Raw genomic sequence first — 20,376 nt, forward strand, 5'->3', positions numbered from 1 at the left:
GAGAATAAATACTCTTATACCCTTTTTATCCCCCTTTTTTATGAAACATTAAAATAACAAAATATACTATTAAAGAAGAAAATTGCTGATTGTAAGGAAATCAAGATGCAAAAAAAGATTAATAGTTTTGTAGTGAGTGATAAGTTTGATACGAAAATTTATCAGTTTTTATCTGGAAAATATAAAACGACACTTTACAAAGATATTTTGTTTGTTACAGTCGATGTCGAACAGTATATAGTATTGTTCAAATACGGTGTATATACCTGTTGGAATATATCTTATGAAAATCTTGAATTTTTTCAAAATGAGATCAAATCTTTTTTGATCAATCCTCTTGAAGAGTGCGCGGAGGAAAAGTTTAAGTATATACTCGAAGATGAGTTTAAAATCATCTACGATAAATTTCTTCTCGATAATGATTCAGAGCGTTTAAAAATAGCAATCTCGTCTGCTCTTGCACAAAATGCCAAACTTAGTCAGTTTGAAACAAAAGTGGAAAACACGATCGAAGAAAATTCTATCATCCCTCAAAATTTGGCTAAATACGGAAAAATCAGTTTGAGTAAAAAAGAGATAGCAAAAAAGATCGGTGAGTTGTTTTTAGTAAAAAGCCAGATTAACCTGCAATATGATCTCCTTGATACACCGGAATTTTTTTGGGAGTATCCTGAATATGAAAAATATTATAACAGTATCAGCAAGTATTTAGATATTACACCCAGAGTTGAGGTACTTAACAAAAAGGTTGAAGTTATTCAAGAACTGCTTGATGTTTTGAGTAATGAACAAAATCATAAATACTCCTCTTTTTTGGAATGGATAATCATCATTCTTATCTTTATCGAGATCATTATGGGACTATACGAGTTTCTAAAATGAATACAAATATATAAAATGAGACCTGCATAACAATTTTGTTGTACAGGTTTACATTATTTGTCCTCTAAATCTTACAAAAAACGATTTTGATCCTCCTTTTTTTTCTTTTTTGTTAATAATTTTTTTCCTCTATTCTTAAATTAAAATAAGACAAAAAAACTCCTTTTTTATTTTAAAACTCCTTAAAATAGGGCTTTGTAGATAAATTTCAAAATTTCTTTTCAAAATATTTTTTCTAAGGAACGCTATCTGTAACAGTAGTAGCGAACTTAAATTAAAGAATTAAAGGAGACAGGATGTCTGAGTTAAGACAAATTGCATTTTACGGAAAAGGTGGGATTGGTAAATCAACAACTTCTCAAAATACATTAGCGGCTATGTGTCACTATTATGGTCAAAAGATTTTAATTGTTGGTTGTGACCCGAAAGCGGATTCAACTCGTCTTATTTTACACGAGAAAGCTCAATCTACAATTATGCAATTAGCTTCTGAAGCTGGTACAGTTGAAGACCTAGAGTTAGAAGATGTATGTAAACCAGGTGCTGACGAGTTCCACCCAGATAATGAAGAGATTACAGAAGGTTTCATTATGTGTACTGAGTCTGGTGGTCCAGAGCCAGGTGTTGGTTGTGCAGGTCGTGGTGTTATTACAGCTATTAACTTTCTTGAAGAAGAGGGTGCTTATGACGATGACTTAGACTTCGTATCTTATGATGTTCTTGGTGACGTTGTTTGTGGTGGTTTCGCTATGCCGATTCGTGAAGGTAAAGCACAAGAGATTTATATCGTTATGTCTGGTGAGATGATGGCTATGTATGCAGCTAACAACATCTCTAAAGGTATTTTAAAATACGCTAACACTGGTGGTGTTCGTCTTGCAGGTCTTGTATGTAATGCACGTATGACTGACCGTGAGTATGACCTTGCTAAACACTTAGCACAACAAATCGGTACTCAAATGATTCACTTCGTACCTCGTTCAAACCACGTTCAACGTGCTGAGCTTCGTCGTATGACTGTTGTTGAGTTCTCACCAAACTCTGATCAAGCTATGGAGTACAAAGAGTTAGCTCGTAAAATTATTGCTAATGACTTAAAAGTTATTCCAACTCCACTAGAGATGGATGATCTTGAAAATCTTCTTATGGAATTCGGTCTTGAAGAAGACGTTGAAGAAGATGCAATTGGTCAAAAAGAAGCGTAATTTTACGCTTTGACCAAGCAATTTAAAATAAAAACAAAAATTAAATAGATAAAAAACAGGAGAAAATTATGTTTGTATGTGGTTATCATTTTCCAGCAAGTGAAGGAAACGATGTTGCTTTCGATAAAGTTATTGAAAAAGTTGAAGACGGTACGTCTGCAGCAGGTAAAACTGTTACATTAACTAGTGAAACTAGAGAGGGTGCTAAGTTAGAAGAATTAACTGTTCCAGAAGGTACTTTTGCTCACACTGCTTTTGTTGACTATTATGAAAATATCGCTGAAATGGAAGGCGAATTCAAAATGGTTTATTACACAAATAAATACCAAATCTCAGAGATTTCAAAATCTGTAGATGGTGATACAACTAAAGATCTTTGTAAAAAACTTGATGATATGAATCTTTACAGAGTTAAAGTAGCATAAAACTATTTAGTAAAGTTCAAATTTTCAAGATTTGGAAATTTGAACTTTAGATGGACGTATAAAGAAGGAGAAGGAATAAAATGGGACCAGAAACATTAGAAGCTTTACAGAAAGAAGCTATTGAAGAGGTTTTAGAAGTTTACCCAGCCAAAGCGGCTAAAAACAGAGCAAAACACTTAGGTGTTGATACTCCAGAGGGTGTAAAAGGTGCTTGTGACAAAACACGTTCAAACAAGCAAACAGTACCAGGTGTTATGTCTCAACGTGGTTGTGCATATGCGGGTTCTAAAGGGGTTGTATGGGGTCCTATTAAAGATATGATCCACATTTCTCACGGTCCTGTTGGTTGTGGTCAGTATTCACGTGCTGGTCGTCGTAACTACTATATCGGTACTACTGGTGTTGATACATTCGTTACTATGAACTTTACTACAGACTTTAGTGAAAAAGATATCGTATTTGGTGGGGATAAAAAACTTAAAAAAGCTCTTGAAGAGATCGATGAGTTATTTCCATTAAACAACGGTATTTCAATTCAGTCTGAGTGTCCAATCGGTCTAATCGGTGATGATATCTCTGCTGTTGCAAAAATTCATAAAAAAGAGAGCTCAAAACCAACTGTTGCTGTATCTTGTGAAGGTTTCCGTGGTGTATCTCAGTCACTTGGTCACCACATTGCAAATGATATGATCCGTGATGAAGTTATGCCAGATGCTGCAGCTCGTGCTGATTTTGACGCAACTGATTATGATGTAGCTATTATCGGGGACTACAACATCGGTGGTGATGCTTGGGCAACTCGTATCTTACTTGAAGAGATCGGTTTAAGAGTTATTGCACAATGGTCAGGTGATGCATCTTATAAAGAGTTAGCTATTGCTCCAAAAGCGAAGTTAAACTTACTTCACTGTTACCGTTCAATGAACTACATCTCTCGTCATATGGAACAAGAGTTCGGTATCCCTTGGATGGAATATAACTTCTTTGGACCAAGTAAAACTACTGAGTCTTTAAGAAAAATTGCTGCTTTCTTTGATGAGTCTATTCAGAAAAAAGCAGAAGAAGTTATTGCTAAATATACAGCTATGACTGATGCAGTTATCGCAAAATATAAGCCGAAATTAGAGGGTAAACAAGTAATGCTTTACGTTGGTGGTTTACGTCCTCGTCACGTTATCGGTGCATATGAAGACCTTGGTATGGAAGTAGTTGGTACTGGTTATGAGTTCGCTCACGGTGATGACTATAAACGTACAAAAGACGATATCGCACGTTCAACTCTTATCTATGATGATGTTAATGAGTATGAGCTTGAAAAATTCGTTAAAAAATTAAAACCGGATTTAGTAGCTGCCGGTGTAAAAGAGAAATATGTATTCCAAAAAATGGGTCTTCCATTTAGACAAATGCACTCTTGGGATTACTCTGGTCCTTACCACGGGTATGACGCATTCGCAGTATTCGCAAAAGATATGGACTTAGCTATGAACTCTCCAGTATGGAATCATACTACAGCACCATGGGAAAAAGAAGAGGTAGGAGCTTAAGATGCAAGACGTAGAAAACATTGTAAATGGTCAGAAACTTTTCTTAAAAGAAGAGTATCAAGAAGTACTAAAAAACAAAAAACAATTCGAAGGTGCTATGGGTGCTGTTAACCCTGCTAAAGTAGAAGAAGTAGCTGAGTGGACTAAAACTTGGGATTACCGTGAGAAAAACCTTGCTCGTGAGGCTATCACAGTTAACCCTGCAAAAGCTTGTCAACCACTAGGTGCTATCATGGCTGGTTTAGGGTTTGAGAACACTATGCCATATGTTCATGGTTCACATGGTTGTGTTGCTTACTTCCGTTCATACTTTACACGTCACTTCAAAGAGCCGACACCATGTGTATCTGACTCTATGAGTGAATCTGCAGCGGTATTCGGTGGTCTTGCAAATATGAAAGATGGTTTACGTAACTGTAACGCTATGTATAAACCAGATCACATTGCTGTATCTACTACTTGTATGGCAGAAGTTATCGGTGATGACTTAAATGCGTTTATTACTGGTGCTAGAGAAGATGCTGAGGGTGAATTAGATGATTTACCAATCACTTATGCTCACACTCCATCATTCGTAGGTAGCCACATCACTGGTTACGATAACATGATGAAATCTATGCTTGAGCAACTTAATCCTTCAAAAAGTGAAAAAGTTGTTGAAGAGGGTCGTATCAACATCATCCCTGGTTTTGAACCGTACCTAGGTTCTTTAGCAGAGGTTAAAGAGATTGCTGCAATGTTCAGTGATAAGATCCATATGCTTGGTGATCACGAAGCTCAATGGAATACTGGTGCTGGTGGATATTCATTATACGCTGGTGGTACTCCAATGGATATCGCTAAAACTGCTATCAATGCTGAGACAACTGTTTCTTTACAAAAATACTCTACAGTGCAAACTGCTAAGACTATTAAAAACAAATGGAAACAAGGTTATGAAACTTGTAATCCAATCGGTTTAGCTGGAACTGACGCATTCGTTATGAAACTTGCTGAACTTACTGGTAAAGAAGTACCTGAAGAGTTAAAAGCTCAACGTGGCCAACTTGTTGATGCTATGCAGGATTCTTACCCGTACATGCACGGTAAAAAGTTCGCAGTATATGGAGATCCTGACTTCTTACTAGGTCTTGTATCTTTCATCGTTGAGATGGGTGGTATTCCAACACACGTTCTTTGTCACAATGCACCAAGAAAAGGTTGGGAAGCTGATATGCAAGCTATCATCGACAAATCTCAATGGGCTGAAGATTGTCAAATCTGGCCTGGTAAAGACTTATGGCACTTACGTTCATTACTATTCACTGAGCCGGTAGACTTTATGATCGGTAACGTATATGGTAAAGAGCTTTACCGTGATACTGGTACTCCACTAATCAGAATTGGTTTCCCAATTTTTGATAGACACCACCTACATAGATACTCTATGAGTGGTTACAAAGGTGCTTTAAACCTTCTTACATGGATCACAAATGCTGTTCTTGATCAACTTGATGAAGAAACAAAAGATATAGCAAAAACTGACTATTTCTTCGACTGTGTAAGATAATTAAAAACTAATTCATTTATATTCTCCAAGCTAGAGTGTTTACCCCACTCTGGCTTTTTTTTACTCAATCGTTATGTAAAAAATGATATAAAGAAAACAAAGGCTGACTATGAAAATAAGTGCTAGAAATCAATTGAGTGGAATTGTTGAGTATCTCGAAGAGGGAACTGTAAACACTTCTGTATACATTAAGCTCCAAAGTGGTTATACGCTTGTAAGTGTTATAACTAATACAGCTGTAGAAGATTTGAACCTTCAACTTGGCGATGAAGTGCTTGCTTTTTTTAAATCAAGCTCGGCTCTTATAACTACCGATGTTACATTAAACATCAGTGCAAGAAACAAGTTTCAAGGAAAAATAGAAGAGATTAAAGAGGGTAGAGTTACTGCTGAGATAGATATAGCAATAGGAAATACCGATAAAATAGCTTCAGTTATAACAAAAGTTTCTACCAACTCTTTAGGCCTAAAAATAGGTGATAACGTAAGTGCAATAATAAAAGCATCAGATATTATGATCGCAAAATAGTCCCTTTTTTTTGTAAAAAATTTCAAAGGAATGGTTCTTGAATAGCTTTATGTAAATGAGATATTAGGGACTATATTTATGGAATATTTAGTATTAGCATCAACAACAATAGTTTATGTAGTCGGCATTGGAATGTACGCAAAAAAAGTAGCACAAAAGAATCACCAATGAGTTACGCAACATTAGAAGACACTTACAATTTTGCTAAGAAATTTGCACACTATAAAGATTTTTACACAAAATCGAATGGACTTGTATTTTCTAAATTAGGGCTGGGTACTTTTACCAAAGAGCCTTATAAAGAGGAAAATTATGTTTTTCATTATATAGAGGGTGTTAAAGAAGCAGTGAGACAGGGTATTAACCTAATCGATACTGCAAGTAATTACCGTTACGGGCAAAGTGAAAAAGAGATCGGCGAAGCACTCAAAGAACTTATGGATGCAAAAGAAGTAAGTAGAGAAGAGTTGATCATATCTTCTAAAGGGGGATTTATTCAACTCGAATATCCATTCCCTGAAAATCCTTATACTTGGATCGATGAAAATATTATAGAAGCGGGTCTTGCGACTAAAGAAGATATTGAACTTGACCAACATTGTATGACTCCGGACTTTTTAGAGTGGAGTTGTAAAAGAAGTTTAAATAACCTGGGAGTAAACAGTTTAGATATCTATTATCTTCACAACCCTGAGATGCAGCTTTTGCGTTTGGGAGAAAAAAAGTTTTACAAACATATAGAAAAGATCTTTGAGCGTTTTGAAAAACTTGCAGATGAGGGGCTTTTCCAAAGTTACGGCGTAGCAGTTTGGAACGGTTTTACATCAGAAACCAAAGATGAACGTATAAGCTTAGAGAAGTTAGTTGAGTGTGCCATTAGAGTAGCAGGGATGAATCATAGATTTAAATATATTCAAGTACCTTTTAATATGGGTAAAACTGCCGCATATACTAATCCTACGCAAAAAGTTGACGGAGTAGAGTGTAGTGTTGTCAATGCTGCACATAATTTGGGTATCGGTGTGATGAGCTCATCTTCACTTCTACAGATGAATCTGTTTAAAAAATCTTTTTCAGCTGAAACAGGAGTAGTACTAGATAATACGATGACTTTAAAAAATGATGTGCAGCTTGCCTTACAGTTTGTCCGTTCAACGCCGGGAATTATCAGTTCTCTTTTTGGTTCTAAAACACCAGTGAATGTACGAGAAAATTGTGAAATCTCAAAAGTAAAAGCAGTACCGAGATCGAAGTACGATCTACTTTATAGGCTTTAAAATATGATCTATGACGTAATTGTAGTCGGCAGTGGTGTTGCCGGATTGATGGCAGCTATTGAAGCAAAAACCAGCAGCAATAAGGTAGCACTTATTACGAAAGGGAACTTGTTTAAATCAAACTCTTCTATTGCAAGCGGGGGGATTAATGCAGTCCTTGACCCAAATGAAAAAGAGGGAATCCACTTTCATGTAGTAGATACTATAAGAGCTTGTTTCGGGCTTGAAAACAAAAAAGCGATCACCTATATGTGTGAGAGAGCTCCATATATGATCAAGAAACTGGTTGACTACGGTGTAGAGTTTGACAGAGATAAAGATGGAAACATTGCTCAAAGAAGTTTCGGCGGAGGTCGAACACAAAGAACGTGTTATGTAGGTGACAAAACTGGTTCTGCAATTACTCAGGCCCTTATAAAAAAAGCAAAAAGTGTAGGTATAACTTTTCTTGCAAACAATTTTGTAATGAACCTGACAAGTTTAAATAATCGTATAAGCGGTGTTGTAGCTCTAAGACGATCTGACTCTTCGGTAGTGGTATATCCTGCAAAATCTGTAGTACTCGCGGGAGGCGGTTATGCAGGGATCTATCGCGGTCATACTACAAATGCTCAAGACTATTCGGGAGATATGCTCGCCATTGCACTACGAGCAGGACTCACTCTCAAAGATATGGAGTTTGTTCAGTTTCATCCGACAGGTCTTCATAAAACTTCCTACCTTGTAAGTGAAGCTGCCCGAGGTGAGGGCGGTTATTTAATCAATGAAAAAGGGGAGCGTTTTGTCAATGAGTTAGAGCGTCGAAATGTAGTGAGTTACGCAATATCGCAACAGATTGAAGCGGGGCATAAAGTTTATATAGATCTTCGTCACCTTCCAAAAGAGAAGATCGAAACAAAACTGCCTAGTTTATATAAAGCCGCATACAATCAAGCAGGAATCGATGTAACAAAAGAGGTGTTAGAGATACGCCCCTTGGCTCATTACTCTATGGGTGGAATTGAATCAAATATGACAAAAACATCTATAAAAGGACTTTTTGTCTGTGGTGAATGTGCTGCAGAAGGGGTACACGGGGCAAATAGATTAGGGGGGAACTCACTCTTAGAGGGTGTTGTTTTTGGAGAACTTGCAGGGGAGAATGCCCTTGAGTTTACACAAAACAAAGAGTTCCTGCCGATTGATTACAATCTGGTTATTAAAGATCAAAAGATGGTAGATTGGATCTTTGATATGGATACCTCGAAAAACTTTAATGCAATGCGTGTGAGCATGGGGGAAACAATGTTCAAAAATGCCGGAATACATAGAAGTGAAACAAGTTTACAAAAGGCATTTGACTATTTGAAATATCTGCGTAATGAAACAATTACGCTCCATTGTATAGATAAGGGACGACACAATAATGTAGAGCTGATCTCAATTTTAGAATTAAGAAATGCTTTAGAAGTTGCAGAAGCCGTTGTTCTTGCGGCGATGTTTAGAGAGGAGAGCAGAGGTGCCCACCATCGTGATGATTTTGTCAAAGATGATATATCTTTACAAAAATCAATCTTGATAAGTGAGCCTAAAAAAGGGTATTTTGATGTGCGTTATGAAGATAAAGGGTTCATCAAGTTTATACGAAATTTATTTAAAGGATAGAAAATGGCAAAAGTTATGTTACGTGAAAATGAGGGAGAGATATTTTTTTATATTGCAAAAAAAGATATGGAAGAGACTATAGAGTCTTTAGAGTTTAATAGTGAAGAAAAATGGGGTGGAGAAGTTGAACTGAGTAACGGTGAAACTTGGTGGATTCAACCTGGCCCTAAAAACTTACCAAAAGAGGAAGTTTGTAAGAAGATTGCTGATTGATGAAAAATTATACATTATAATGTTTATTATATGGACTGATGTCAGTATAATAAAATAAAAAAGATGGATAATATGTTTGGACAATGTGAACAATGCTTAACGCACAAAGAATTAAAAGTACTCTATGATATAGCGTCATTGATCTCAGATTCAAGAGATATAAAAAAATCATTAGAAAAAAGTTTATTGGCACTGAAGAACTCTTTGCAGTTAGAAAATTGTGTTATTTATAAACTTGATGATGAGAACTTAAGTGTGTTTGCTTCACTGGGATTTAGTAAATTTCAAAAAGTAAACTCTGAGTATAAACTCGGTGAGGGTGCAACCGGTCTTGCAGCAAAAAGTATGGAACCTGTTGTGATTGAAAATATTCACAACGACATACTTTTTTTGAACAAATCGGGAAATAAAACTAATCATACACTCTCATATATAGCTGTTCCTATGATAGCTGAAGATGATGTAATTGGTGTAATCGGTGCAAACTTAACTAAAGATACAGAGATTGACTATGAAGCAACTATCCGTATCCTAACTATTATCAGCTCATTATTCGCACAGTATATAAACTCATATACTGTTGTAGAACAGGAAAAAGAAAGATTAAAAGAATTAAAACTATATTACAAAATGGAATGGGATTCAAAAGTGCACAATTTCGGTGACATAATCGGTGATTCTCCAAAGATGCAAACTGTGTATCAAGTGATCGAACGTATTGCACAAAGTGATGTGACTGTACTTGTACGCGGTGAAACGGGAACAGGTAAAGAACTCGTAGCAGCAGCTATACATAAACGTTCTAAGCGTGCAGAGGAACCGTTCATTAAACTAAACTGTGCAGCGATTACGGATACACTGTTAGAGAGTGAACTTTTCGGACATGAAAAGGGTGCATTTACCGATGCAAAAGAGACAAGAAAAGGGCGTTTCGAATTAGCTGACGGCGGGACACTTTTCTTAGATGAGATCGGGGATATCTCCGCATCAGCTCAGGTAAAACTCTTACGTGTTCTTCAAGAGAGAGAGTTTGAGCGTGTAGGTGGTAGTAAAACTATTCGAGTAAACGTGCGTTTGGTGGCGGCTACAAACAGGGACCTCGAACAGATGGTAAAAGATGGAGAGTTCAGAGAAGACCTCTACTATCGTTTAAATGTTATTCCGATCGACCTGCCGCCGCTTAGAAAACGTGGAGAAGATATTAAACTATTGGTGAATTTTTTCTTGGAACGCTCTATGAAAAATCACAAGAAAATAGTGAAAATTACAGACGAAGCTATGGAACAGTTAATGTCGTACCCTTGGCCGGGTAATGTTCGTGAACTGGAAAATACGATCGAGCGTATCGTACTTATGGGTAGTGAAGAGGGAATTACGGCAAGTGATATGATGCTTCTTCTTCCTGCACTTAACAATGAAAAACTCATAGGTGAGTATTGTCCGATGCCTACAGAAAATATGACTCTTGAAGAGATTGAAAAAGATGCACTTGTAAGAGCTTTGGAGAAAAGTGGCGGTAATCAAGCTGAAGCGGCAAAAGTGTTAGGACTGACACAAAGACAAATTGGATATAAGGTGAAAAAGTATGGAATCTAGTATAAATTATAAAGGTGAAAGTTTAGAGCTGTGTGAAGACTTTATAGATATAGGGTACATGGCTGAAAACATAGAGGTTACAGATAAGCAGGGGGAAACAAAAGAGATCAGAAGAAGTCATCCAGATCGTTCGATGACTCTTTTGATCTCTTTTCCAAACGCTTCTGATGATTTTATTGATGAGATTTTAAAAATTGACGAGCTGCTTAGTCATATCCAGGTACCTTTGCATTGTTACATGATCTTTGATAAAGAGTATAAGGAACAAACTCTTTTAAAAAACAGATTGAAAAAATTTGAAGTGGTTTTAGACACTGAAGATGAGTATGGAAACATGTACGGTACGAAACTTGTAAGTGGAACTCTAGCAGGTAAGTTAACTAAGTCTCTGTTTTTAATATCTAAAGACGGAGCTATTTTTTATCTTGATATGCCGAGTGACTTGGAAAAACCATTCGATCTAGAGAGACTAAGAATAGAGTTAAACAAAGCCTATACTAGCTACACTGGAGTAGGATGTCATGGATAATGTCGTAGAAAAATTGAAAAGTGGGGAGCTTATTCCATTTATAGGATTAGGTGTTTTTGAACATACAAAAGCTAAAGACGGAAGCGATTTGCCTTATGACAGTGACAGTATGATACTGGCACTTAATAACGGTCGTGCAATGAGCCCGAGACTGATGTACGAATACTCTCGTGCAGCTATGAGCTTGGAACAAAGAAAAGGGCGTGAGTTTATTGTTCAGATGACAAACCACATCTACGCTTCAAAAGAGTACGATCTTCCTTTCACGTACGAATATCTCAAAACTATACAGCCAAAATATATGATCGATACAAATGTAGATGACAGCGGATGTAAAGTGTATGAGGATGTCCCACACTTTATGATTACGGGAGTCTCTCGTATTACGGCTGATTACGATAGATTTCTTATCTACAAATATGATCCGAAAACAAAAGAGTACACAAGAGTTGAAAAAGAGGAACTAGATGATTCTTTACCGATTCTTTTTAAACCTATGGGGTGTATGAAGCCGGAGATGAACTTTATCATCTCTGATGCAGATTTTGTTGACTGGTTGACTGAAGCGATGGGCGGATATGCACTTCCACCGTTTCTAAAAGATTACAAAAAAGATAAATCATATCTGTTTTTAGGGGTGGATTTCTCACGTGACACTTTTAGAATGGTGGCACATGAAACTACTTTAGGATTAGATACAGGCCTGGTAGTTACACCGAAAGAGGAACTTACAAAAAAAGAGAACAAATTTGTAACTACACACAATCTTGAAGTATTACAACAAGATTGTGACACTTTTTTAAAGGCTTTATAATGAGTGATTTAGTTTGTGACTTTTGTGGTAAAAGCGTAAAAGAGGTTGAAAAGATTTTCAGTGCAGAAAATGCACATATCTGTAACGAGTGTATAGGTACTTGTTCAGACATCATTGCTAAAGAGCATCTCAAAAAAGAGCGTGCACAGTTTCAAAAGGGGTTAAATATTCCAACACAGATTAAGGAACATTTGGACAATTATGTAATTGGACAAGAGGAAGCAAAAAAAGTGCTTTCAGTTGCTCTGTATTCCCACTACAAACGTATAGATAAACCAACTTTTAAAAATGTAGAGATCGAAAAAAGTAATATCTTGCTTGTTGGACCGACGGGAAGCGGTAAGACACTTTTAGCGAAATCGCTTGCAAAAATTATGGATGTGCCTTTTGCGGTCGCCGATGCTACTGCACTCACGGAAGCGGGATATGTAGGAGAAGATGTTGAGTCTATCCTTTCTCGTCTTTTAGCTTCGGCTGACTATGACATAGAGCGTGCACAAAAAGGGATCATCTACATCGATGAGATCGACAAAATTGCAAACAAAAGTGAAAGTGCGACAAGCGGTCGTGATGTTTCGGGTGAAGGTGTACAGCAAGGACTTCTGAAAATTTTAGAAGGTGGTGAAGTGTATGTCCCTTTAAAAGGGAGTCGTAAAAGCTCTTCGGCAGAGACTGTACTCTTTGACACGACACACGTACTTTTCATCTGTGGTGGTGCTTTTGTCGGCCTTGTAGGGGATGATGAGCACAAGAAAAAATTTAAACCTAAAAAGATGGGATTTTTAAAATCAGGTGATGATGAACAGTCTCAAAAAGAGATAGAATCTAAAGACCTAATAAACTTCGGGCTTATCCCTGAGTTTATAGGGCGTATACCTGTGATAGCAACACTTAACCCTCTCTCAATTGAAGACCTCATTCGCGTACTTAAAGAACCGAAAAATGCGATTATTAAACAGTACCAGGCCCTATTTGAACTTGACGGCATGGAGCTTGAGTTTAGCGATGATGCACTTGAAGCGATAGCAAAAGAAGCTGATGAAAAAGGTGTAGGGGCTCGTGGTCTGCGCGGAATTATCGAGAAGATTATGTTACCGCTTCAGTATGAACTTCCTGCAAGAGAAGGTGTAGAGGCTTGTATTATTACCAATGATTTTATCGAAGGTAAAAAAGATGTAGAGCTTCGTTTCGAAGAAGTTAAAAAGGAAGCAGAGTAAACCTGATTTCTCTTCGGCTCAACATCAAAGATGTTGGCTCGTCGAGAAGGTTTACACTGTAAAAAAGCAGAGTAAAACTCTAAAGGAGACACAAAACAATGGATGATCAATCAACTGTATATGAGTGGGCAAAAACGTATAATTTTACAGAAGAAGAGATTCAGTATGCTACGATCTTGGCATTAAAGATCTTAGATGACGAGTGTAAAATGGATTATGACAACTATAATCTTTTCATGTCTGTGTATGACGGGATCAAAGATAAAGCAAATACACCGTTTAATCTAAGTGTACACAGCATTATTGATTTAGCTCGTGCAAAAGATCCAATTAAAGCTGATCCGGTTTATAAAGATATGATCGGCGAGTTACGTGTAACAATGATGAAAGATATGAAAAAACCTATTATGAAAGCGTATAAAAATCTTGTTTGGGATGTTGTAAGCTGTTAGCAAATATAAAAAAGAGTTGTTTGACTTACAATAGCTATTTTTGATATTATTCAAACAAATTTGATTATGTGTAGGAATAGTTGTGTATAAAAAAATATTATTAGTTGTTGGTGCAATGTTCGTATTTACCGGTTGTGATCCAGATACGGTTTCTCTTGTAAAAAATGGTAAATTAGATAAAGCAGATAACTTTACTGTAGGTAAGGCACTTGATACTTGGTCAGCTTGTAAAGAGTCAAAATGGACAGAAAATCTTGATGAAGATAATGAAAAATATGTTGAGTTTGTATGTACATTAAAAACAGACTTAGGGCTGCATCCTCTTGAGAAAGCTAAAGTTAACATGGATATTATTAACGAAGCTAAAGAAAATCAAAAAAAACTTGAAGAAAAATATAAATACGGCAAGTATAAACATCGTGATGAGTTTAATGCAGCTGAAGAAAAAATAGTAGAAGCAGAAGATGAATATATTGCTGATAAAATAAGAAAAACAGTTCTTATAATGCAATTTAATGTCAATACAGAAAGAGAAACATTCAATTTAGGATGGACTGGATATATTCACTATATGAAAGATGGCGGATTTATTCCTGATACTCGTAACTCTTTAATGCAAGATGCATATGATGATTTAGAACCTTACAGTCCGCTACCAAGCTCAGATATTTGGAAAGACCTTACTAACGAAGAGCATTCAGAACGTTTTTCTAGTTAATGATTATATAAAGGTGGAGCGGGTGAAGGGATTCGAACCCTCGACAGCCTGCTTGGAAGGCAGGAACTCTAGCCACTGAGTTACACCCGCATAGGTGAATGTAGGGCAGAATTTTACTCTATAAAAACTAAGAACTTCATTAATCTTCTCTAGGATGCAACTACAGATTATCAAAATGAACTACTTTGTTTCTGCCGTGTTCCTTGGCAAAATAGAGTGCTTCGTCTGCTTGGTTTCGCAAAATATCTGCAATCTTTTCGGTATTGTCATTGGGCTGAGGGGTTATAGTGGCAACTCCTGCACTGATAGTGATTTTGTTGATTTTCTCTATAGAACTGTTTTGAATCGATAATCTAATCCTCTCGGCTGCAATAATAGCTTCTTCTTTATCTGTTTTTGGAGGCATTAACAAAATAAACTCTTCTCCGCCATGGCGCCCTATAATATCACTCTTTCTGCCTACATCGACTAAAATCTCTGCAACAAATTTCAAGACCTTGTCGCCTTCGTCATGTCCGTAAGTATCATTGACTTTTTTGAAATGATCAATATCAAACATCGCGATGCTTATTTTAGAACCGTCACGCTTTGCCAGTTCGATAATCTCTTTACAATGTTCCTCAAATCCGCGTCGGTTATAAAGTCTTGTTAAAAAATCTTTGTTAGCTTGTTCAGCCAGTTGTTTATTTACCTTTTCCAGTTGTTTTCTAAGTTTAGTAGTTTCAGTGACATCAACGAGTACCACGACCACCTCACTTAAGTCCTTCTTGAGTGCCGTCATACTGACCAAAAAAGTAATATGAGTAGCATCTTTTTTTACCAGATCTACCTCTTGGGTATATACTCCTTTATCGGCTAACTCCGGATAGCCTTGTTTACCGATAGAAAGATAATACTCCTCGCTGGGATAGACTACTCTGCTCTCTTTTCCGATAAGTTCACCGCTCTCATAACCTAGCATATTCTCCAGCACACTGTTCATCCATGTAAACTTTCGGTTTTTTAAAAAAGCAAAGCCGACGTTTTGCACTTTTAATAGAGCCTCTTGCTTATTAATAGTTCTTTGAAGCTTCTTTTCTATCTGCTTTATTCTGGATATATCATAAACCGTTCCAATTGATTTTAGAGCATTTCCCTGTGAATCAAACTCCGTTTCACACTGTTCTTCTACCCATTTGATTCTGCCATCATTCATCAACAGTCGATGGGTGATTTGATATTTGTTTTTAGTGATAAGAGAGTTTTCATACGCTTTTGACACCATATCCCGATCATCAGGATGAATCGTCTGCAAAAAAGCTTCGTACGATGCATTGAACTTCTCTTTATCTATCTCAAAGATCTTATATATCTCATCTGACCAGTTCAACTTATTGTTTACAATATCAAGTTCCCAGATTCCCAAGTTTGCAATTTCCTGTGATTTTTGTAGAAGCCGGTTTGTTTTTTCAAGCGTACTTGTTCTTTCTTTCACTTTTTGTTCAAGCTTATAATTTGCTTCATGTGCATCAAAATATGCTTTTCCGAGTAAGGCTAATATATTGACCTCTTTTGTAAAAAATTTCAAAAGATTTTTTATTTCATCTTCTGAAAAAACTTTTACTTCATCAAGAGCCTGTAAATAATCTTCAGTATCAAAACCAAATGTTTTGGCTTGGTTTATGAAGTATTCCCTGTCAGGTTCTTCAAAAAGAAATTGACCGATAAAAAAGTTGGCGAGGTGTTGACCGTCAATAATAATTGGAAACGCTACATCAACAAGGCCGTTTTTGCATTTATAAACGTTATACTCTTTTTGCTCTTTAAGCCCGTTTGCAAGTGCCGTATCACTCTCCAGACATCGCTGCGATGTTGCCGGATTAACTCTATGGTACACGGTACATATACGCCTCCAGCTTGAAGCGGCAAGTATTTTTCCGTCTACATCAAGGATAGCAGTGGCTACAGGATATAGTGGGGCAAAACTATCCAAAAGTTCTTGCATAACTGTAATATCAACAATTTCCGAGAATTTATAATTCATACTATTCCTTTTATAGATTAAAGCTAAAATAATATGAAAAGTAAATTAATCGGACTAATCAAGATCGCAAAACTCTAGATTTGGCAACTCCGGGCGTTCTAAAGAGTTCTCCTGGATATATAGATTTTTAAGTTTTGTAAGCTTTGAGAAAGACTCAGGATACTCCTCTAGATAGTTCTCCTCTATATCTAATTCTAAAAGATTTTCCAACTCCCCTATACACTCAGGAAGTGTTTTTAGTTTATTTGCACTCACACTTAAATGGTTGAGCTTTTTGAGTTTGCACAGAGAATCGGGCAGATATTCAAGGTGATTATTGTCAAGTGTTAAGATCTGGAGATCTTCTAAGGCACTTAGGTCAAAGTCGATAGTTGTAAGATCATTATCATTCAGATTGAGTTTAATTAACATATCGTGAGACTCTAAAGAGGGAAGATTATTGATCTGGTTCCCCTCAAGGAGCAGCGTTTCTAGTTCATCTATATGACTCAAAGAGGATGGTAGTTTCGTAAAGTTGTTATACGAAAGATCGAGATAATAAAGTGATCTCATCCCTTCAAAAATTTCCGGAAGTTCGTCTAAGTTATTTGTATCGAGTGAAAAATACAACAGTTTTTTAAGTTTATAAAACTCTTTTGGAATACTCTCCAGGGCATTTGCAGCTATCGTTAGACGTGTTAGCGTAGTTAGTTTGCAAAAACTGTTAGGAAGTGATTTTAGTCTATTGCCGTTTAGGTTTAAGATGATCAAAGAATCGAGTGCACCGATTGAATCGGGTAGTTCTTTTAAAAGATTGTTTTCACATTGCAGATTTTTGAGTTTTTTTAGGTTCCCTATACTTTTTGGAAGTGCTTCAAGTCTGTTGTTTGAAAGTTTCAGGACAACAAGGTTTGGTAAAAAACCGATACTTGGAGGAAGTTCACGAATCTTGCATTTTGAGAGATCAAGCACAGATAGTGTTTTTAGTTTTTCTATATCTGTAGGAACTTTTGAAGTCAGCCCTTTGCTCTTGATCCATCTTGCGAAATCTTCTAAAATCGTATCCATCTTAACACCTATGTAGCATTTTTTTGTTCTATGAGAAAGTCTATCTCCTCATAGTCTATCTCACCAAACTCAATCATCTTGAATAGTGCCATTAAGGGGCGTCTGCAACATGTCTTATTACATCCGGTGACTAGTTTTTTCGCTTTTTTGTATGGAAGATCAGTTGTGCGTAAAATATCCTCTGCTTCTGCGACTGTTTTATTGCCGCACTCACAAATAATTTTTGCTTGTACTGTTTCCATTGGGTTTGTTATTGTAAAAACGAATGCTCAGCTTTGAAGTCTTCAACTACTTTCATAGCTGTTTGAACTTCTTCGCTAAGAGGTATGAGTCTGCCATAATCAGTCCAGATTGTATCTTCAACTATGTCATGGATCTCACCTGCAAGTTCTACAACTTTTCTTTTGTAACCTGCTAACTCTTTTTTTAGTGCTTTTTGTTCATCTGTTAATGCCATTATATTACTCCTTAATTTTATTTTATACGCTACTGAAAGTAATTTCAGTACCTACGTTAACACTAGGTTCTCTTCGGCAGAGAGCCCGGCGCACCTTCGATGCTTTTAAATATGCAAAAAACTTTCCCTAAAATCCATACACCATCTCTAAATTGATGTCGGGTTTTTTGTTTATATATAAAAGTGAGTACTCCTCACTCAGGCTAAAATTGTAAGACTTGTACAAATTTGTTATCTCATTTACATCACTTGGAATATAGGCAAAAATTCTTTTAAGTCCTCTGTGGTAAATCACTCCTCGGAGTATCTTTTCCGCATCTATATAGGCCGCATCTTCCATAATCCATGGAGAGATTTTGATAAGGGACTTATCTATAGCGTAAGAGTGTTGGTACCCAAAATCTGTAGAGAGTACAAGAGATGACTGTTTAAAGAGCACATCTCGAATATACTCCATTCTTGTTTCGTGATACGCTTTTTTATCGAGCTTCATAATAGTTGGTATGTAGTTTTCGTTAGCTATGCTTTTTGCCGTTGCGTTTGAGAAGTTAAATGCCGGTGCTCCACCTGCATAGATCGCTTTTTTAAACTTTGCATACTCTTTAAAGCCAAATGCAAGGAGCATCGTTCGCTCATCTTTTTTACTCATAATGCAGAGAGACTTTTCAGTTTGTGAAGCATTGTTAAGTAAGAGTTTTACAAGACGCTTTTTTATATCATCAGTGATGTTTGACATATAATAAAAGTTGTTGATAAGTATAGAACTTTCCATCTCATACGCTGATATAAAAGCTACAAGCTTATTTTCATCATAAGCTCCGAAACATAAAGATGGGTTTTGCTCAAATGTTTTTAAAACAAGTGATTTGTCTATAGTTATGCTACTGCTAAAAGCCTCGAGATCGGCACTGAAATTTTTTGCACGTATCCATCCTATGAACATAAATATAACTCCACTAATTCATTTGGTTCTAACACCGTTTTTCTTTGTGTCACTATCTCACGAACTTTCGGTAAAAGACCTTGCACCTTTGCTTTTACAGGTGTAATACCAAATGCTTTAAGGTGATAGTTAATAGTCGCACTTCCTGAGTGTTTTCCGATCGGGAAAAAGCGGTGCAGTCCAACCATTTCCGGCTCAAACGCTTCATATGCATTGAGGCTTTTAATCATTCCGCTTACATGGATGCCCGATTCGTGTGAGAAGATATTTCTCCCGACAATAGGTCTGTTGTGACTTATCTGTCTGTTTGCTGCAAGTGCAACACTTTGTACAAGCGTCTGTAGATTAATAGGATCTATCTCACGATCTTCGTGGAATTGGTGTTTTAAACTCATTAACACCTGCTCAAACGAAGCGTTTCCGGCACGTTCACCTAAACCGATTACCGTCGTATTCGCACTGATTGCTCCCGCTTCAAAACCTGCTACAGAGTTGGCAGTAGCCATTCCGAAATCGTTATGCATATGCATCTCTATATCTAAACTTGAATGTTTTGCAAGGTAGTCTATTTTCTCGTAAGTAGCATGTGGTGTCAGTATTCCAACCGTATCACAGTAGCGAAAGCGATCAGCACCGAGTGACTCGCCGAAGTTCATAATTTCAGCTAAAAACTCTTCATCCCCGCGAGAAGAATCTTCTCCACCGATACAAACAAACAGCCCCTCTTTTTTTGCCGTAGTGACAACATCCTCAAGGTTTCTAAAAAGTTTCTCTTTGTCTCCGCCAAACTTTACATCGATTAAAGTTTGAGAAACAGGGACTGAGAGATCAACAGCCTGCACACCGCATGAAAGAGATGCTTCCAAGTCCTGTAAAGTGGCTCTGTTCCAAGTCATTACACGAAGCGGAAGTTCAAGGTTCAAGATCTCTTTTATATCCTCTTGCTCTTTTATTCCCATGGCAGGAATCCCCACTTCAAGTTCATCAGCACCACAGTTATGAAGAAGTTTGGCAATTTCTAATTTTTCATGCGTATTAAACGCAACATAGGGAGCCTGTTCCCCGTCTCGAAGTGTCGTGTCATTTATGATCGCCATGAGAACCCCTTAGAAATATAGTTATGTTGTAGATATTCAGAAAGTGTTCCTTAGAAATATCATTTTTTTTAGATAAATATGTGATATTTTTATCACATATGATAATGCAATATTGTTGATTTTTGGTAAAATTATCTCGTTTTAGTTTCGATTAATATAATTAGGAGTAATCTTTGTAAGGTTTAGTTTTATTTGAAAATCTAATATTTTAA

Annotated in this window: 21 protein-coding genes and 1 tRNA gene; 15 read left to right on the forward strand and 7 right to left on the reverse strand. The window is 36.7% G+C overall.

Annotated features, from left to right (window positions below):
* Nucleotides 1-105 precede the first annotated feature (105 nt).
* The 15 genes from FJR03_RS02830 (at nucleotide 106) to FJR03_RS02900 (ending at nucleotide 14,597) form a co-directional block, all read left to right on the forward strand.
* Entirely contained in the window at nucleotides 106-882 is a 777-nt protein-coding gene (locus FJR03_RS02830; protein ID WP_193114150.1) for an RMD1 family protein, read from the forward strand.
* Between the two features lie 296 nt (nucleotides 883-1,178).
* Complete coding sequence (gene nifH / locus FJR03_RS02835; protein ID WP_193114151.1) at nucleotides 1,179-2,087, forward strand: nitrogenase iron protein; 909 nt, start codon at nucleotides 1,179-1,181, stop codon at nucleotides 2,085-2,087.
* A gap of 68 nt (nucleotides 2,088-2,155) precedes the next feature.
* A complete protein-coding gene (locus FJR03_RS02840) occupies nucleotides 2,156-2,512 on the forward strand; it encodes a hypothetical protein (RefSeq protein WP_193114152.1) in 357 nt (118 codons plus the stop codon).
* 80 nt (nucleotides 2,513-2,592) lie between these two features.
* The gene (gene nifD, locus FJR03_RS02845) at nucleotides 2,593-4,059 is read left to right on the forward strand and encodes a nitrogenase molybdenum-iron protein alpha chain (RefSeq protein ID WP_193114153.1); all 1,467 of its coding nucleotides are present in this window, start codon (nucleotides 2,593-2,595) and stop codon (nucleotides 4,057-4,059) included.
* 1 nt (nucleotide 4,060) lies between these two features.
* Nucleotides 4,061-5,608 (forward strand): nitrogenase molybdenum-iron protein subunit beta, encoded by a 1,548-nt coding sequence (gene nifK, locus FJR03_RS02850; RefSeq protein WP_193114154.1) that lies wholly within the window; start codon nucleotides 4,061-4,063, stop codon nucleotides 5,606-5,608.
* Nucleotides 5,609-5,717: 109 nt separating this feature from the next.
* A complete protein-coding gene (locus FJR03_RS02855) occupies nucleotides 5,718-6,137 on the forward strand; it encodes a TOBE domain-containing protein (RefSeq protein WP_193114155.1) in 420 nt (139 codons plus the stop codon).
* Between the two features lie 167 nt (nucleotides 6,138-6,304).
* On the forward strand, nucleotides 6,305-7,414 hold the full coding sequence (locus tag FJR03_RS02860; protein WP_193114156.1) for an aldo/keto reductase: 1,110 nt from the start codon (nucleotides 6,305-6,307) through the stop codon (nucleotides 7,412-7,414).
* A gap of 3 nt (nucleotides 7,415-7,417) precedes the next feature.
* The gene (locus FJR03_RS02865; RefSeq protein ID WP_193114157.1) at nucleotides 7,418-9,058 is read left to right on the forward strand and encodes an L-aspartate oxidase; all 1,641 of its coding nucleotides are present in this window, start codon (nucleotides 7,418-7,420) and stop codon (nucleotides 9,056-9,058) included.
* Between the two features lie 3 nt (nucleotides 9,059-9,061).
* Nucleotides 9,062-9,271: a putative nitrogen fixation protein NifT gene (nifT, locus tag FJR03_RS02870; RefSeq protein ID WP_193114158.1), complete on the forward strand. Its 210-nt coding sequence runs from the start codon at nucleotides 9,062-9,064 to the stop codon at nucleotides 9,269-9,271.
* Between the two features lie 63 nt (nucleotides 9,272-9,334).
* The gene (locus FJR03_RS11805) at nucleotides 9,335-10,867 is read left to right on the forward strand and encodes a sigma-54 interaction domain-containing protein (RefSeq protein WP_283949393.1); all 1,533 of its coding nucleotides are present in this window, start codon (nucleotides 9,335-9,337) and stop codon (nucleotides 10,865-10,867) included.
* On the forward strand, nucleotides 10,857-11,396 hold the full coding sequence (locus tag FJR03_RS02880; RefSeq protein ID WP_193114159.1) for a hypothetical protein: 540 nt from the start codon (nucleotides 10,857-10,859) through the stop codon (nucleotides 11,394-11,396). The genes FJR03_RS11805 and FJR03_RS02880 overlap by 11 nt, the downstream gene beginning before the upstream one ends.
* A complete protein-coding gene (locus FJR03_RS02885; protein ID WP_193114160.1) occupies nucleotides 11,389-12,210 on the forward strand; it encodes an SIR2 family protein in 822 nt (273 codons plus the stop codon). The genes FJR03_RS02880 and FJR03_RS02885 overlap by 8 nt, the downstream gene beginning before the upstream one ends.
* Nucleotides 12,210-13,427 (forward strand): ATP-dependent Clp protease ATP-binding subunit ClpX, encoded by a 1,218-nt coding sequence (gene clpX, locus FJR03_RS02890; protein WP_193114161.1) that lies wholly within the window; start codon nucleotides 12,210-12,212, stop codon nucleotides 13,425-13,427. Before FJR03_RS02885 ends, clpX begins: the two co-directional genes overlap by 1 nt.
* A gap of 98 nt (nucleotides 13,428-13,525) precedes the next feature.
* On the forward strand, nucleotides 13,526-13,879 hold the full coding sequence (locus FJR03_RS02895; protein ID WP_193114162.1) for a hypothetical protein: 354 nt from the start codon (nucleotides 13,526-13,528) through the stop codon (nucleotides 13,877-13,879).
* Nucleotides 13,880-13,961: 82 nt separating this feature from the next.
* Nucleotides 13,962-14,597, forward strand: a complete 636-nt coding sequence (locus tag FJR03_RS02900; RefSeq protein WP_193114163.1) for a hypothetical protein — start codon at nucleotides 13,962-13,964, stop codon at nucleotides 14,595-14,597.
* Between the two features lie 14 nt (nucleotides 14,598-14,611).
* On the opposite strand, the gene FJR03_RS02905 is transcribed toward FJR03_RS02900, so the two are convergent.
* The 7 genes from FJR03_RS02905 to nifV form a co-directional block, all read right to left on the reverse strand.
* Nucleotides 14,612-14,687, reverse strand: a tRNA-Gly gene (locus FJR03_RS02905).
* A 70-nt stretch (nucleotides 14,688-14,757) separates the two neighbouring features.
* Nucleotides 14,758-16,620 (reverse strand): PocR ligand-binding domain-containing protein, encoded by a 1,863-nt coding sequence (locus FJR03_RS02910; RefSeq protein WP_193114164.1) that lies wholly within the window; start codon nucleotides 16,618-16,620, stop codon nucleotides 14,758-14,760.
* A gap of 54 nt (nucleotides 16,621-16,674) precedes the next feature.
* Nucleotides 16,675-17,667: a leucine-rich repeat domain-containing protein gene (locus FJR03_RS02915; protein ID WP_193114165.1), complete on the reverse strand. Its 993-nt coding sequence runs from the start codon at nucleotides 17,665-17,667 to the stop codon at nucleotides 16,675-16,677.
* An 8-nt stretch (nucleotides 17,668-17,675) separates the two neighbouring features.
* Nucleotides 17,676-17,909, reverse strand: coding sequence for a hypothetical protein (locus tag FJR03_RS02920; protein WP_193114166.1), 234 nt, complete (start codon nucleotides 17,907-17,909; stop codon nucleotides 17,676-17,678).
* An 8-nt stretch (nucleotides 17,910-17,917) separates the two neighbouring features.
* Nucleotides 17,918-18,124 carry a CCE_0567 family metalloprotein gene (locus FJR03_RS02925; protein WP_193114167.1) on the reverse strand — a complete coding sequence of 69 codons (207 nt, stop codon included), beginning with the start codon at nucleotides 18,122-18,124 and terminating at the stop codon, nucleotides 17,918-17,920.
* 127 nt (nucleotides 18,125-18,251) lie between these two features.
* On the reverse strand, nucleotides 18,252-19,067 hold the full coding sequence (locus tag FJR03_RS02930; protein WP_193114168.1) for a hypothetical protein: 816 nt from the start codon (nucleotides 19,065-19,067) through the stop codon (nucleotides 18,252-18,254).
* A complete protein-coding gene (gene nifV, locus FJR03_RS02935) occupies nucleotides 19,058-20,164 on the reverse strand; it encodes a homocitrate synthase (RefSeq protein WP_193114169.1) in 1,107 nt (368 codons plus the stop codon). Before nifV ends, FJR03_RS02930 begins: the two co-directional genes overlap by 10 nt.
* Between the last annotated feature and the right edge of the window lie 212 nt (nucleotides 20,165-20,376).

The organism is Sulfurimonas marina (assembly GCF_014905095.1).
Classification (GTDB): domain Bacteria; phylum Campylobacterota; class Campylobacteria; order Campylobacterales; family Sulfurimonadaceae; genus Sulfurimonas; species Sulfurimonas marina.